The sequence below is a fragment of the Pseudomonas sp. PLB05 genome (assembly GCF_021106615.1).
In the GTDB taxonomy this organism is placed as follows: domain Bacteria; phylum Pseudomonadota; class Gammaproteobacteria; order Pseudomonadales; family Pseudomonadaceae; genus Chryseomonas; species Chryseomonas benzopyrenica.
In genome coordinates, this window is sequence record NZ_JAJOHO010000001.1 from 1,340,461 (window position 1) to 1,354,855 (window position 14,395).

The 14,395-nt window shown below is 67.8% G+C and carries 13 protein-coding genes; 4 read left to right on the plus strand and 9 right to left on the minus strand.

Annotated features, from left to right (window positions below):
* The first annotated feature begins 57 nt into the window (after positions 1-57).
* Genes gabT through LRS53_RS06205 form a run of 3 tightly spaced genes read left to right on the plus strand, consistent with a single transcriptional unit; the run spans position 58 to position 2,612 of the window.
* Entirely contained in the window at positions 58-1,347 is a 1,290-nt protein-coding gene (gene gabT, locus LRS53_RS06195) for a 4-aminobutyrate--2-oxoglutarate transaminase (protein ID WP_231355323.1), read from the plus strand.
* Positions 1,348-1,401: 54 nt separating this feature from the next.
* Positions 1,402-2,091 carry a hypothetical protein gene (locus tag LRS53_RS06200; RefSeq protein WP_231355324.1) on the plus strand — a complete coding sequence of 230 codons (690 nt, stop codon included), beginning with the start codon at positions 1,402-1,404 and terminating at the stop codon, positions 2,089-2,091.
* Between the two features lie 29 nt (positions 2,092-2,120).
* On the plus strand, positions 2,121-2,612 hold the full coding sequence (locus LRS53_RS06205; protein WP_007161776.1) for an Lrp/AsnC family transcriptional regulator: 492 nt from the start codon (positions 2,121-2,123) through the stop codon (positions 2,610-2,612).
* Between the two features lie 52 nt (positions 2,613-2,664).
* Here LRS53_RS06205 and LRS53_RS06210 read toward each other — a convergent pair whose 3' ends face one another.
* Positions 2,665-3,378 carry a cupin domain-containing protein gene (locus LRS53_RS06210; RefSeq protein ID WP_231355325.1) on the minus strand — a complete coding sequence of 238 codons (714 nt, stop codon included), beginning with the start codon at positions 3,376-3,378 and terminating at the stop codon, positions 2,665-2,667.
* Between the two features lie 231 nt (positions 3,379-3,609).
* On the opposite strand from LRS53_RS06210, the gene LRS53_RS06215 reads away from it, so the two are divergent.
* Positions 3,610-4,536, plus strand: coding sequence for a 2-hydroxyacid dehydrogenase (locus LRS53_RS06215; RefSeq protein WP_231355326.1), 927 nt, complete (start codon positions 3,610-3,612; stop codon positions 4,534-4,536).
* 19 nt (positions 4,537-4,555) lie between these two features.
* Here the strand turns inward: LRS53_RS06215 and argE are convergent, their stop codons facing one another.
* The 8 genes from argE to LRS53_RS06255 form a co-directional block, all read right to left on the minus strand.
* Positions 4,556-5,707, minus strand: a complete 1,152-nt coding sequence (argE, locus tag LRS53_RS06220) for an acetylornithine deacetylase (protein ID WP_231355327.1) — start codon at positions 5,705-5,707, stop codon at positions 4,556-4,558.
* Entirely contained in the window at positions 5,704-6,864 is a 1,161-nt protein-coding gene (locus LRS53_RS06225) for an NAD(P)/FAD-dependent oxidoreductase (protein WP_231355328.1), read from the minus strand. Before LRS53_RS06225 ends, argE begins: the two co-directional genes overlap by 4 nt.
* Complete coding sequence (locus tag LRS53_RS06230) at positions 6,861-8,276, minus strand: FAD/NAD(P)-dependent oxidoreductase (RefSeq protein WP_231355329.1); 1,416 nt, start codon at positions 8,274-8,276, stop codon at positions 6,861-6,863. The genes LRS53_RS06225 and LRS53_RS06230 overlap by 4 nt, the downstream gene beginning before the upstream one ends.
* Positions 8,261-8,566, minus strand: coding sequence for a (2Fe-2S)-binding protein (locus LRS53_RS06235; RefSeq protein ID WP_231355330.1), 306 nt, complete (start codon positions 8,564-8,566; stop codon positions 8,261-8,263). The genes LRS53_RS06230 and LRS53_RS06235 overlap by 16 nt, the downstream gene beginning before the upstream one ends.
* Positions 8,563-10,407 (minus strand): ABC transporter ATP-binding protein, encoded by a 1,845-nt coding sequence (locus LRS53_RS06240; RefSeq protein WP_231355331.1) that lies wholly within the window; start codon positions 10,405-10,407, stop codon positions 8,563-8,565. Before LRS53_RS06240 ends, LRS53_RS06235 begins: the two co-directional genes overlap by 4 nt.
* Position 10,408: 1 nt before the next feature.
* On the minus strand, positions 10,409-11,311 hold the full coding sequence (locus tag LRS53_RS06245) for an ABC transporter permease (RefSeq protein WP_231355332.1): 903 nt from the start codon (positions 11,309-11,311) through the stop codon (positions 10,409-10,411).
* Entirely contained in the window at positions 11,308-12,264 is a 957-nt protein-coding gene (locus LRS53_RS06250) for an ABC transporter permease (RefSeq protein ID WP_160922378.1), read from the minus strand. Before LRS53_RS06250 ends, LRS53_RS06245 begins: the two co-directional genes overlap by 4 nt.
* Before the next feature lie 72 nt (positions 12,265-12,336).
* Positions 12,337-13,974, minus strand: a complete 1,638-nt coding sequence (locus LRS53_RS06255) for an ABC transporter substrate-binding protein (RefSeq protein ID WP_231355333.1) — start codon at positions 13,972-13,974, stop codon at positions 12,337-12,339.
* Positions 13,975-14,395: the final 421 nt, after the last annotated feature.

Below are 14,395 nucleotides of genomic sequence, written 5' to 3' on the forward strand. Positions count from 1 at the left end.
ACCGGCCCCAGGGCCTGCGTAGGCTGGAACTCTCGCCCCTGCCTGGAGTATCGCCGCATGAATTCCGCTGCCAAAGCCACCGACCGCCTGCTGGGTCTTCGCGAACAAGGCGTACCCCGCGGCATCATCACCGCCCACCCCGTCGTGGTGGCCCGCGCCCAGGGCAGCGAGGTCTGGGACGTGGATGGTCGCCGCTACCTCGATTTCGTCGGCGGCATCGGCGTGCTCAACGTCGGTCACAATCACCCGCGGGTGGTGGAGGCCGTCCGCCGCCAGGTCGGGGAGATCTCTCACGCCAGCTTCCAGGTGATGGCCTACGAGCCCTACCTGGAACTGGCCAGCCGCCTCAACACCCTGATCGGCAATGGTGAGGCCTACAAGACGCTGCTGCTGACCTCCGGGGCCGAAGCGGTGGAGAACGCCATCAAGATCGCCCGTGCCTATACCAAGCGGCCGGGGGTGATCGCCTTCCGCGGCGGCTTCCATGGCCGCACGCTGCTGGGCGTGACCCTGACCGGCTTCGCCCAGCCCTACAAGCAGAACTTCGGCCCCTTCCCCGGCGACATCTATCACGCGCCCTACCCCGATCCCTTCCACGGCGTGGACACCCAGCAGGCCCTGGCCGGCCTGCGCGAGGTGCTCGCCACCCAGGTCTCCCCCGACCAGGTGGCCGCCATCCTGATCGAACCGGTACAGGGCGACGGCGGATTCCGTCCGGCGCCGGTGGAATTCCTCCAGGGGTTGCGCGCGCTGTGCGACCAGCACGGTATCGTCCTCATCGCTGACGAGATCCAGACCGGTTTCGGCCGGACCGGCAGCCTCTTCGCCTTCCAGCAGACCGGCGTCCAGCCCGATCTGGTGACGGTGGCCAAGAGCCTGGCCGGCGGCCTGCCGCTTTCCGGGGTGGTCGGCCGCGCCGCCATCATGGACGCGCCCCTGCCCGGTGGCCTCGGCGGTACCTACGGCGGCAACGCCCTGGCCTGCGCCGCGGCCCTGGCGGTCCTGGACATCTTCGACGAGGAAGACCTGGTCGCCCGTGGGATCGCCCTGGGCGAGCAGCTGCGCAGCGGTCTGGTCGATTTGCAACGCCGCCACCCGCGTATCGGCGAGGTCCGCGGCCGCGGCTTCATGCTGGCGGTGGAGATGGTCGGCGCGGATGGCAAGAGCCCGGACGCCGCCCTCGCTCAGCAGGTCATCGAGGGCGCTCGTCAGGCCGGATTGCTGGTGATCAAGTGCGGGGTGGAGCGCAACGTCATCCGCTTCCTGGCGCCTCTGGTCACCACCGAGGCACAACTGGCCGAAGCCTTGCAGATGTTCGGCCAGGCTCTCGCCCAGGCTGGTGCCTGAGGTCAAACGTAACGCCGCCCGGCCCGGCTGTGGCAGCGCCAAGGGAATCCGACCATGAGAATCACGCGTTACCAGGCCCTAGGCTTTTCCTGCTACGGCACCCTCGTCGACCGTGAAGGGGGCATCCTCGAAGCCCTGCGCCCCCTTGTGGCGCAGGCGGGCCTGAGCACCCATCCCGACTGGCTGCTCGGCAGCTACCACCGCCTGGCCCGCGAACTGCGCCAGGCGGCTCCCACTGCCAGCCAGACCAGCCTGCACCTGCGCATTCACCAGCGACTGGCGCAGGAGTTGCAACAGGAAGCCGACCTGGATGCCAGCGTGGCTTTTGGAAACGCCACGACGTGCTGGCCGGTGTTCGAGGATGCTCCGGGCGCGCTGCAGTACCTGAGCAAGTTCTATCGATTGGTGTTGCTGGCCTCGCCCGATGACGGCGAGGCGGCAGCGGTCACGGCGCGCTTGCCTGAGGTGTTCGCCGCCGTGATCCCCAACCGCGGTGGCGATCTGCGCCAGGCGTTGGACAACACCCTGGAAGAACTGGGCTTGGCGCGTGGGAATTTGCTGCCCATCAGAGGCAGTGAACCGGACGATCCCTGGAATGCCCTGGTGGATTTTCCCCTGTGTACCCTGCGCCGTGATCGCTCGCGGCCCTGGAACCTTTCGCGGCAGGCCCTGGATGGCACGCGATGCGAGTACGCGAGTCTCGCCGACCTGGTGCATGCGCACCAGACCGCCCTGCGTGCCTAGCCTGCCGTTCACGATTGCGAGGAACGACGATGGACGCCGCAACAAAACTGGATCGCATCGACATCAACATCCTGGTGCAGCTGCAGAAGGATGGCCGGATGACCAATGTCAGTCTCGCCGAAGCCGTGGGCCTCTCCCCCAGCCCCTGCCTGCAGCGGGTCAAGCGCCTGGAGGCGGCCGGCTACATCAGTGGCTACGAGGCCCACGTCAACCTCGCCAAGATCGCCAACTCGGTGACGGTGTTCACCGAGGTCACCCTCTCCGACCACAAGCGCGCCGACTTCGTGAAGTTCGAGTCCTTTATCCGCGGGGTCGACGAGATCCTCGAATGCCACCTCATCAGCGGCGGCTACGACTACCTGCTGCGCTTCATGTGCAGCAGCATCGGTCACTACCAGGAATTGATGGAATCCATCCTCGACCGCAACGTCGGCATCGAAAAGTACTTCAGCTACATCGTCATCAAGTCGCCGGTGGTCAAGAACGCCCTGCCGCTGCGCAGCTTGATCAAGGCAGGCTAGTATTTCGCACCTCGACGCTCCGCCAGCACCCCGCTGTCGGAGCACGCTGTTCCTAGCGCAGGATGCAATAGAGCTTGCGCACCGTCTCCCGACTGTCCCAGGCCATGGGTGTCGCCGCCGGCACCAGCACCGCCTCGCCCGCCCTGACACTGCAGGGCGCTTCACCCTCGACGGTCAGGGTCACCGCGCCGGCATAGAGCAGCATCAGTTCGCAATGGGGATTGGTCACTGCCTTGCGCACGTAACCGGTGCATTCCCACATCCCTACCCGCAAGGCGCCGCAGCCGCTTTCGAACAGATCGCAGCCGGTGGCCGTGGGCTCGGGACTGAGCAAGACGCTGGCCGCCGGTGGCGGCGAGGGTTCGCGCGGAGCCGAGGGATCCAGCAGCACGGGCGCCTGGGGCATGGCGCCTTCGCTGGCGCGGCCGGGAAAGGCCATGAACAGGCGACGTAGCTCGCCACTATGACGCCAACGGCAACTCAGGCCCCGGGGCAGGACAAAGGCATCGCCGGCCTTGAGCTCCAGGGCGCCACCGGCCCACTCCAGCTGCAATTCGCCCGCTTCGAGAATGCTCACTTCCACCCAGGGAAAGTCATCCAGCTGGCAATCGGCGAAGTGGCTGGTGGCGCTGCCCATGACATAGTCCAGGCGGTCGTCGTGCAGGTGCAGTTCCCGGCCGGCGGCCAGGGGATCACTGTGCAGGGGTTGCAGCGCGCGCGGCAGCTGGCGGTCATTGGGCGGTTGGCAGTAGTGCAACAGGGGCATGGCGAATCCTCACGACCAGAGGCGCGGCGGGCATGCCGCGGACAGGGTCAGTATCGACCGCCAAGACGGCCGGGATATGGCGTTTCCGGCGAGACGCAACACAGAAGCTGCCGTTTTTCCCAGATGCGGCGCAGTTTCCGCCGCACCACCGATCATGACGGCGACGCCTGGGATTTCAGGACAAACTACCGCCCCCTTGCGCCATCCTTGAGCTTTGCCGGAGACCTTCCCATGACGCTGCTCTACAAGGCCGATCCCGAACGCGGCCAGGCCTGGCGCCGCCTGTTCCAGGAACGCGCGCCCGATATCGAATTTCGCCAATGGCCGGAGGTGGGCAACGCCGACGAGGTCCGCTACCTGGCCTGCTGGCAACCACCAGAAGACCTCGCCAGCCGCTTTCCCAACCTGGAGGTGTTGTTCGCCACCTCGGCCGGGGTCGATCAGTTCAACCTGAGCCTGCTGCCTGCCGACCTGCCGGTGGTGCGCATGCTCGATCCCGGCATCGTCGCCGGCATGGTGGAGTACGCGACGCTCATGGTCCTGGCGCTGCATCGCCAGCTGCCGCGCTACCTCGACCAGCAAGGTGCAGGGCGCTGGCAGGAACATGCCCTGGTGACGGCGGAGAACAGACGCGTCGGGGTGCTCGGCCTTGGCCAGATCGGCCAGGCGGTGCTGGAGCGCCTGACGAGCTTTGGCTTCGCGCTGTTGGGTTGGTCACGATCGCCCCATGAGCTGCCAGGGGTACGCTGTCATGCCGGCCCCGATCAGCTGCCCGACTTTCTCGCCGACTGCGAGATTCTCATCTGTTTGCTGCCGCTGACCCGGGAGACGCGTGGAATTCTCGATGCCGAACTGTTCGCCGCCCTGCCTCGTGGCGCCAGCCTGATTAACCTGGGACGTGGCGCCCAGCTGGTGGAGGCTGATCTGCTGGCGGCCCTGGACAGTGGTCAGCTGAGCCAGGCGGTGCTGGACGTGGTGGAGCCGGAACCGCCCGCGGCCGACCATCCCTTCTGGCAGCATCCGCGCATCTGGCTGACGCCGCATGTGGGCGCCATGACGGTGCCGGAAACGGCTTTCACCGTGCTGTTGGACAATATCCGGCGCCATCAGCGCGGTGAGCCTATGCAGGGTTTGGTGGATCGGCAGCGAGGGTACTAGTCGAGAGGCGGGGGTGGCCTTAGCCCAAGGCCACTCGCAACCGTCCGAGCAAGGCATCACAGGCTTCCAGCTGGCTGATCTCGACGTATTCGTCGGGCTTGTGCGCCTGCTCGATGCTGCCGGGCCCGCAGACCACCACCGGGGTGTCCAGACGATTGGCGAAGAGGCCGCCCTCGGTGCCGAAGGCCACCTTGAGCTGGGCAGTGCCGGGCTCGACCAGGGTCTGCAGGAAGCGCACGGCCTCGACGCTGGGATGGGTATCCAGTCCGGGATAGGCGTTGACCGTCTCGATGTCGATGGCGGCCTTGGCGGACGTCTGCCGCGCCTCCCTGACCAGGCGGTCCGCCGTGTCCTGCAGTGCGGCGACCAGGCTTGCGGGATCGTCCGCCGGCAGATGGCGGATCTCGAAATCCAGGGTGCAGAGATTGGGCACGATATTCAGCGCCTTGCCGCCATCGATCCGGCCGACATGCAGGGTGGTGTAGGGAATGTCGTAGGCCGCGTCACGGGCGCCCTCTTCCGCTAGGCGCCGCTGGCTGGTGCGCAGGGCCGTGACCAGATCGCTGGCCAGGTGGATGGCGTTGACGTGCAGCGGGGCCAAGGAGGAATGACCTTCCTGACCATGGCAGTGGGCGCGCAACGCGGCCTTGCCCTTGTGGCCGAGGGCGACCTGCATGTTCGTGGGTTCGCCGACGATGCAGAGAAAAGGTCGCACGGGTGCCATTTCCAGTACATCCAGCAGTCGCCGTACGCCGACGCAGCCGATCTCCTCGTCGTGGGAGAGCGCCAGCTGCAGGGGTCGTTTCAGCGGTTCACCGCGAGCGGCGTCCAGCAGGGCCACCACCGCACAGGCGACGAAGCCCTTCATATCGCAGGCACCTCGCCCGTAGATCCGGCCGTCCTGCAGGGTGCCGACGAAGGGTGGCAAGGTCCAGGCCTGGCCTTCTACTGGCACCACATCGGTATGCCCGGACAACAGCACCCCCGGTACGTCGGCAGGCCCCACGCTGGCGAAGAGATTGGCCTTGCGGCCGCTCTCGTCCAGCACCAGCCGGCAGGCGATATCGGCGCCTTCCAGCAGGCCCTGTACATGCCTGATCAGCGCCAGGTTGGAGTCGGCGGAAACGGTGGGGAAGCCGATCAGGGTGCGCAGCAGATCCTGGCTGTTCATCCGGCGAGGCTCTCCCGGCGCGGTTGCGCGAAACGGGCCACGTCGAAAGCCGCCAGGGGGGTGTCGGTACGGCCGGTGGCGATCAGCTCGGCCATGGTGTCCCCTACCCCCGGGCCGAGCTGGAAGCCGGCGCCACAGAAGCCGAAGGCGTAGTAGAGCCCCTCGACCTGGCTGCTGGGGCCCATGATCGGCAGGTCGTCGGCGATGTAGCCCTCGACCCCGCTCCAGGTACGGATCACGTTGACCCGCCCCAGCGCCGGCGCCAGGCGGCGCAGCTGGGTGAGCTGATTGAGCAGGCCGTGGGGTTCGGCGCGGGCCAGACGGGTGTCCAGATCCGGTCGGGTGCGGAAGCAGCCGCCAAAGATGACGTTGCCCCGCGGGATCTGGCGGAAATAGATGGTTTCGCTCATCAGCGGCGAAGACACGCCCACCGCTTCCTTGAAGGCATAGGGCAAGGGCTCGGTAACGCCCATCTGCGGCCCGTGGGTCTCGATGGGCACCGGCTCGCCGAACTGGCTCGACAGCCGACTGCCCCAAGCCCCGGCGGTGATCAGCAACCGTGGCGCCTGATAGCGCCGGCCATCGGCGGCCTGCACCAGGAAGTCACCGCCCGGCTTGGTGACCTGGGTGATCTCGACCCCTTCCTGGAGATCGACGCCTTCACACACCGCGGCGCGGGCGAACGCCGGCGCGGCCAGGCGCGGATTGGCGTGGCCATCGTGGGGCGCATAGGAGCCGGCCACCACCTCGGGGCCCAGGTAAGGAAACTTCTCGTGCAGCGCCGCGCCTTCGAGCACCTGCAGCTCCAGGGCGGCGGTCTCCGGCGCCTTTGCATACTCGTGCAGCACGGCGATGCGCGACGGATCGTAGACCACCCGCAGATGGCCGCCGGGAATGAATTCCAGATCGTCACCGATAAGCTCCGGTAGCCGCCCCCAGATCCCCCGCGACCGCGTGGCCAGTGCGACCTGACTCAGGTAGCGGCCCTGACGGCGGACATTGCCGAAATTGGTGCCACTGGCGAAGCGTCCGACCTGGTCACGCTCCAGCAGGAGCACCGACAAGCCCCGGCGCCGCAGGAAAAAGGCGCTGGCGCTGCCCATGATGCCGGCGCCGACGATGATGACGTCGGCCTGGTTGGCGGCATTCTGGCTCATGATGACACCTCCTCTTCGCTGGTAATGATCCCCAGCGGCAATGGCCGGACCGGCGCCTGGCCACGCAGGCGGCCAACGGTCTCGACCGGCACCCCGGATTCGGCGGCGATGATCTCTGCACCGGCCTGGGCGCAATAGCGACCCTGGCAGCGCCCCATGCCGACGCGACTGAAGGCCTTGGCGCGATTGGCCTCGCGAGCGCCCTTCTCACGGACCACGGCGCGCAACTCGCCGGCGGTGATGCCTTCGCAGCGGCAGACCACCGCTGTGTCCGGCAGGCTGGCCATCTGCCTGGCCGGCCAGGGAAAGGCTTCGGCGAGGCCCAGGCGAAAGCGCTCCTGCACCGCCAGGCCCTCGCGGCAGCGCTCGGCGAGCCCCGTGGGCGGCGTGAATTGGAGGTCCGCCAGCACCGCGCAGGCGGCCAGTCGGCCGGCCAGTTCGGCCCCGTCGGCGCCGCGCACCCGGCCACCATCGCCCGCGGCATAGACGCCCGGCGTGGAGGTTCGCCCCTCCCCATCCAGTTGCAGCACCCATTGGCCAGTGGCTCGCTCGAATTCGAAGGCACAGCGGGCCAGATCGGCCAGCTGGGTTTCCGGACGCAGGTGGTAGCCCAGTCCCACGGCGTCGCCGACCACCTCCTGACGCAGTCCGCGGGCATCGGCGAAGGCCACGCCACGCACGCCCTGCTCGGCATCGCCGAGGATCTCCAGCGGGGTGACGCCCAGGTGCAGGGGCACCCCGGCGCGCTTGAGCGAGGCCATGAGCTGCACGCCCTTCCAGGCGACAGCCGGGCGGGCCAGCAGCTTGGGCGTGGCGAGGGCGCGCAGGCGCAGGGGCGCGGTATCGAGCACCGCCGCCACCGTGGCCCCGGCCTGCTGGTACTGGCTGGCGACCAGATAGAGCAAGGGACCGCTGCCCATGAAGATCACCCGCCGGCCGATGGACACCGCCTGGGCCTTGAGGGCGATCTGGGCGCCGCCCAGGGTGTAGGTGCCGGCCAGGTTCCAGCCCGGTACCGGCAGCAGGCGGTCGCTCGCGCCGGTGCAGAGCACCAGGGCGTCGAAATCCAGGGTCCGCTGGCGATTGCCCTGCACCGTGTAGAGGGTGCGCTCGTGCAGGTGCCAGGCCAGGGTGTCGGGGCGGTAATCGAGGCGTCCGCGCAAACCATCGAAGGTGCGGTGCAGGTCCTTGGCCTTGGCCGCCTCGCTGCCATAGAGGGTGGCATAGGCGCGCTGGAAGCCCTCGGGCTGGCGGCGATAGATCTGGCCACCGTCGCGTCGATTCTCGTCGATCACCACCGGGCTGATGCCAGCGGCCAGCAGGGTCTCGGCGCACCGCACGCCGGCCGGACCGGCACCGACGATGACCACCCGCGGAGTGCTTTTGCCCGGTTGGGCTAGACCAGATTCCATGCTGCCTCCGGTTGCGCGGTGAGGATCTGCAGTCCTTCGCGGACCTCGGTGCCGCAGGCGCGCAGGCGCTCGCCCTCGGCGGTCCACACCCAGCAATCCTGACAGGCGCCCATCAGGCAGAAGCCGGCACGGCGCTCGTCACCGAACTCGGAACGCCGCAGCGCTGGACCGTTGGCGAGCAAGGCGACCATCAAGGTATCGCCGACCAGGGCCGTGACCGGCAGCCCGTCGACGGTGAGACTGACCTGCGGCCGGCCGGTTTCGGCGAGTCGCTGGAAGCGGGAAGTCATGCGCGAACTCCTTGGGAATGCAGCACGGCGCCGCCCTGCAGCCGCTGCAGGGTCTCGCCATCATGGTGACAGAGGATGCGGTTGCCGCCGGCCAGCGTCTGGGGCCGTGGCGGCACCCGGTCGCAGCGGCCTTCGAGCCGTACCGGGCAGCGCTGCAGGAAGCTGCAGAGCCGACCACTGGCGGGCGGCGACGAGACCAGAGGGACCGCCGTGCGGATGGGTTGCTCTTCCAGCCAGCCCTGGCGAAGCGCCGGTACCGAGGCGGTGAGCAATTCGGTGTAGGGGTGCAGCGGCGGATGCTGCAGGGTGGTAGGGGTGCCCAGTTCCACGGGCTGCCCGGCATAGAGCACCAGTACCTCGTCGCAAAGGCTGCGCACCGTGGAAATGTCGTGGCTGATGAACAGATAGGCCAGCCCCAGCTCACGGCGCAACTCGACGAGCAGGTCGAGAATGGCCGCGCCGACCACGGTATCCAGTGCCGAGGTGACCTCGTCACAGAGGATCAGCTCGGGTTCCGCGGCCAGGGCGCGTGCCAGGTTGACCCGCTGCTTCTGGCCACCGGAAAGCTCGCCCGGACGCCGGCTGGCGAGGCTGGCCGGGAGTTGTACCCGGTCGAGCAACTCGCGGACCTTGCGCTGGCGTGTGGCCTTGTCGAAGGCATGATAGGTCTCCAGCGGGCGCGTGAGGATGCGCTCCACGCTGTGGGCCGGATTGAGCGCCGTGTCGGCATTCTGGTAGACCAGCTGCACCCGGCGGAATTGCTCGCGGGTGCGGCCTTCCAGGCCCGGTGGCAGCAGTTCGCCGCCCAGGCGCACGCTGCCCTGGGCCGGTGGTAGCAAGCCGGCGATGACCCGCGCCAGGGTCGACTTGCCCGAGCCGGATTCGCCGATCACCCCCAGGGCCTGGCCGGCGGCGATGCGCAGATCGATACCCTCCAGCACCCGGTAACGTGGCAGGCCATCGGCGCCGCTGGGGCCATAGCCGGCCACCAGGTCCTTCACTTCCAGTACCGGCGCCGCGGTCTCGACCGTGGGCAGGCCACGCTCCGTCAGGGGCTCCGGCCGGGCCGCCGCCAGCAGGCTGCGGGTATAGGGATGGCGGGCGCTGGCCAGCAGCCGTTCGGTGCGGCGGTTCTCATAGACCTCGCCGCCGTTGAGCACCAGGATGCGATCGGCCATCTGGGCCACCACCGCCAGGTCGTGGGAGACGTAGATGGCGGTCACGCCCCGCTCGCGGACCACCTGCTTGAACACCCGGAGCACCTCGATCTGGGTGGTCACGTCCAGCGCCGTGGTGGGTTCGTCGAGGATCACCAGGGTCGGATCGGTGATCAGCGCCATGGCCGCCATCAGCCGCTGCAACTGACCGCCCGAGACCTGGTGCGGATAGCGCTGACCGATGTGCTCGGGATCCGGCAGCGCCAGCTCCCTGAACAGTTGCAGCGCCCGCGCTTCGGCTTCCTGGCGCGTCAGCACGCCATGGATCAGGGCGCTCTCGATGATCTGTTCCATCAGGCGCCGCGATGGGTTGAAGGCCGCCGCGGCGCTCTGGGCGATATAGGCCACGGTGCGACCGCGCAGGCGGCGCAGGCCAGCGGCGTCCAGCTCCAGCACCTGGGTATCGCCGACGCGGATCGAGCCGCCGGCCAGTCGGCAACCCTCACGGGCATAGCCGAGCAGCGACAGGGCGATGGTGGTCTTGCCCGAGCCGGATTCGCCGATCAGCGCCAGCACCTCACCCTTGGCCAGGTTGAAGCCGACGTCCTTGACGATGGGGGTTTCGCTGCCGTCGTCGCCCTGGGCGACCACGCGCAGGTCCTTGACCTCTACCAGCAGTTCCATCTCAGCGCCCTCCCCGGCGTCGCGCGCCGAACCGGTCGATGAGCAGGTTGACGCCCACGGTCAGGGTGCCGATGGCCAGCGCCGGCATCAGCACCGCCGGGGCGCCGTCGGCCAGACCGCCGATGTTTTCCCGCACCAGGGAGCCTAGGTCGGCGTTGGGCGGCTGCACGCCAAGACCAAGAAAGCTCATGCCACTGAGCAGCAACACGATGTAGACGAATCTCAGGCCCAGGTCGGTGAGCAACGGCAGGCGCATGTTGGGCAGAATCTCGCGCAGGGCGATATACAGCCGGCCTTCGCCACGGGTGCGGGCGACCTGGACGTATTCCAGCTCGATGAGATTCATCGCCAGGCTGCGGGCGATCCGATAGCAGCCGGGGGCATAACCCACCACCGCCATGACGATCAGCAAGGGCACCGAGGAGCCAAAAGCCGAGACCATCACCAGCGCCAGCATCTTGCTCGGCAGGGAGATCAGCGCATCGATCATTCGCGACAGCGGCTCGTCCACCCAGCGCCCGGACAGCGCCGCGAGCAGACCGAGACCGGTGCCGAGCACGCAGGCCAGCACGGCCGCGATCAACGCCAGGCCCACGGTGAAGCGGGCGCCGTCGAGGATACGGCTGAGCACATCACGGCCCAAGTAATCGGTGCCCAGCGGATGGACGGCGCTGTAGCCGGCCAGCACCGCACTGTCGCCCAGGGCGCCTGGGTCATAGGGCGCGAGCCAGGCGCCGAACACGGCGAGGAATAGCCAGAAGGCCACCAGGATGCCACCGAGCAGTCCGGTCAGTGACCAACGCGTGCGGCGACGAGTGCGCGGCGGCGACAGCTGGGCGTCGAGCGTCTTGCCGTCCACCGGCAGGACGGACGCGGCACGTACGGGAGTCACGGGTCGGGTCATAGCGTTCTCAGCCTCGGATTGGACAGGATGGCGCAGAGATCCGCCAGGGTCATGAGCACCAGGTAGGCGCAGCAGAACAGCATGGCGCAGGCCTGGATCAGCGGCAGGTCGCGACTGGCGACGCCGTCCACCATCAGCTGGGCGATGCCCGGGTAGTTGAAGATGGTCTCGACGATCACCACCCCGCCCATCAGGTAGGAAAGACTTAGGGCGATGGAGTTGGCGATGGGCCCCACGGCGTTGGGCAAGGCATGACGCAGCACGGCGCGCACCGGACCGACGCCCTTGAGCCGGGCCATCTCCACATAGGGACTCTGCAGCTGCTCCACCAGGGCCGCCCGAGTCATGCGCGCCATCTGCGCCACGATCACGCAGCAAAGGGTGCCCACCGGCAAGGCATAGGCGCGCAGGAAGTCCAGGGGGCCGGCGATGTCGTGGGCGAAGGTCAGCGCCGAGGTCCACTGCAGGTGCACGGCGAAGACCAGCACCGCGAGGGTCGCCACCAGGAATTCCGGTACCGCGACGATGCCCAGGGTGAAGACATTGAGCGCCCGGTCCAGCCGCCCGCCGGCGTTCATCGCCGAGGCGATTCCCAGGCCGAGCGCCAGGGGCACCGACACCAGGGCGGTGACGCCGGCCAGCATCAGCGAGCCGCCCAGCCGGTCACCGATCATCGTGGCGATGGGCATCTGGCTGGCCAGGGACTGGCCGAGATCGCCGTGCAGGAGGCCGCTCAGCCAGTGGAAGTAGCGCAGCAGCGCGGGTTGGTCGAGGCCCATCTGGGCGCGCAGCGCCGCGACCTGCTCGGGCAGCGCGAACTGGCCCAGGGCCTGCTGCGCGGCATCGCCCGGCAACAGCGCCGAGACGAAGAACACCAGCAACGAGACGATGAGCAGGGTCAGCAACCCGCCCCCGAGGCGTCTGGCGATGAGGGAAAACACGGAAAGATCCAAAGCCACCTCCTGCTTGAGCGTGGAGTGGCGAGTCCTGTCCCTGCGGACCGACTCGCCGTCAGGCACCGGGCGTCAGGCCTCCAGCCAGACGTGTTCGGCGAACATGTAGCCCATGAAGCCCCCGATAGGGATGATTCCGTAGCCGCCAAGCTTGGGCGAATGGGCATCGATGGAACTGGTGAAGATCGGCAAGCCGATGCCGGCGTGCTGGTGGATCAGCAACTGCATGTCGGCGTACATCTGCTTGCGCTTAGCCAGGTCGGTCTCGCCACGGGAAGCCACCAGCAACTGGTCGAATTGCTCGTTCTTCCAGCCCGATTCGTTCCAGGGTGCATCGGACTTGAAGAACTGCGACAGCAGGATGTTGGCGGTGGGTCGGGCGTTGATATTGCCGAAGCCCAGCGGATCCTTCATCCAGTGGTTGTCCCAGTAGCCGTCGGCACTGACCCGGTTGACCATCAGGTTGAGTCCGGCCTGGCGTGCCGATTGCTGCAACACCAGGGCCATCTCGTTGGCGTTGTCGGCGGCGGTGGAGGTCACCAGCGGCATCCGCGCACCGGCGATCCCGGCTTTCTGGAAGAGGAACTTGGCCTTGTCCGGATCATAGGGCCGTTGCGGCAGGTCCGCGGCGTGATAGGGAGTGCCGGGCATGATCGGCTGGTCGTTGCCGATGGTGCCGTAGCCCAAGAACACCGACTTGAGGATCTGCTCGCGGTCGAACAGCAGCTTCATCCCCTCGACAACATTGGGATCGTTGAACGGCCGATTAGGGATGCGCATGATCAGATCGGTGTAGCCACCCGAGGTGTTGGCCACGATCTTGAGTTTGCCGCTCTGCTTGAGGCGGTCGGCGGAGCGCGGATCCACCGAGACGGTCAGCTGGACGTCACCGGCCAGCAGCGCATTGACCCGCGAGGGTTCGTCGCCGATGCCGATCAGCTCGATCTCGTCCAGATAGGGCTTGCCGGACTTCCAGTAGTTTTCGTTGCGCGTGCCGACGGTGCGCACCCCCGGCTTGAATTCCTTGACCTTGAAGGGGCCGGTGCCGTTGGCGGTGGAGAAGTCCTTGGTGCCATCGGCGATGATCAGGAACGGCGAGATGGCCAGTACGGCGGGCAACTCAGAATTCGGCGACACCAGGCGGATACGCACCTCGTCGGATGACACCGCGGTGATCTCGGCGAACTGGTCGGCCAGCGCCTTGACCTTGGAGCCCACCGCCGGGTCCTTGTGGCGCAGCAGCGAGTAGACGACGTCGGCGCTGTCGAAGGTCTTGCCGTTATGGAACTGCACGCCCTGGCGCAGCTTGATCGTCCAGGTCAGGGCATCCTGGGTGTCGAAGCTGGTGGCCAGGGCCATCTGCGGCTCCAGATGGCTGTCGAACACGGTCAGGCCGTTGTAGAAGAAATAGTGGCGCGCGTAGTCACCGGAAAAGGCGCCGCGGGCCGGGTCGAGGGTATCGGCGGTGGACGAACCCGCCGCCGCGGCGCGCACCCGACCGCCGCGACGCGGGGTGCCGGTGACCGCATCTTCTGCGGCGAAGGCCTGACCATCACGGCCGAGCAGACTGCCCACGCCGGTCGCCAGCAGCCCGGCGGCGCCGAGCAGGCGGAGCGCATCGCGCCGCGACACACCCCGCTGCAGGGCCTCGAAGGCACCCACGCTTTCAGCAGCACCTATCAGGGGACTTCCAGTCTTTTTCTCGGTCATGTCGGCTCGCTCGTTGGGGGCTGTCACCAGCGCCGCGATCCCCTCCCCGGGCCTGCGGCACTGTCCTCGTGGCCGCCGTGTCGCACGGCCTGGTTCATTACAGCACCGGCCCTTCGTCGAATACGGTCGAATTGAGCAGGCGACGAGACAGAAAAGACCGTTTTGGCCAAGCCGCTCAGCATTGTTTGCGGTGTGCGTCGCCACAGCGCAGCGGGTCGGCCCATGCCCGGGTTTGGCGCGCTGCCGGCCGTCTCGCTGGCCAGCGGGGCGGCGTTTCCGACCAGGTACAAGATGCGAACGCCGACCCTCGCAGCAGCTTTCACGCCGCCCACCTGCCTGGCACTGGGGAAAATGCCAAACCGCCCGTTGGCCTGCAGAAACGACAAAACCGCCCGCCCTGACGCTGCGGTTGGCAGGGTCC

Coding starts and splice junctions, on each gene's coding strand:
- gabT (WP_231355323.1), top strand. CDS start 58: ATGAATTCCGCTGCCAAAGCCACCGACCGCCTGCTGGGTCTTCGCGAA.
- LRS53_RS06200 (WP_231355324.1), top strand. CDS start 1,402: ATGAGAATCACGCGTTACCAGGCCCTAGGCTTTTCCTGCTACGGCACC.
- LRS53_RS06205 (WP_007161776.1), top strand. CDS start 2,121: ATGGACGCCGCAACAAAACTGGATCGCATCGACATCAACATCCTGGTG.
- LRS53_RS06210 (WP_231355325.1), bottom strand. CDS start 3,378: ATGCCCCTGTTGCACTACTGCCAACCGCCCAATGACCGCCAGCTGCCG.
- LRS53_RS06215 (WP_231355326.1), top strand. CDS start 3,610: ATGACGCTGCTCTACAAGGCCGATCCCGAACGCGGCCAGGCCTGGCGC.
- argE (WP_231355327.1), bottom strand. CDS start 5,707: ATGAACAGCCAGGATCTGCTGCGCACCCTGATCGGCTTCCCCACCGTT.
- LRS53_RS06225 (WP_231355328.1), bottom strand. CDS start 6,864: ATGAGCCAGAATGCCGCCAACCAGGCCGACGTCATCATCGTCGGCGCC.
- LRS53_RS06230 (WP_231355329.1), bottom strand. CDS start 8,276: ATGGAATCTGGTCTAGCCCAACCGGGCAAAAGCACTCCGCGGGTGGTC.
- LRS53_RS06235 (WP_231355330.1), bottom strand. CDS start 8,566: ATGACTTCCCGCTTCCAGCGACTCGCCGAAACCGGCCGGCCGCAGGTC.
- LRS53_RS06240 (WP_231355331.1), bottom strand. CDS start 10,407: ATGGAACTGCTGGTAGAGGTCAAGGACCTGCGCGTGGTCGCCCAGGGC.
- LRS53_RS06245 (WP_231355332.1), bottom strand. CDS start 11,311: ATGACCCGACCCGTGACTCCCGTACGTGCCGCGTCCGTCCTGCCGGTG.
- LRS53_RS06255 (WP_231355333.1), bottom strand. CDS start 13,974: ATGACCGAGAAAAAGACTGGAAGTCCCCTGATAGGTGCTGCTGAAAGC.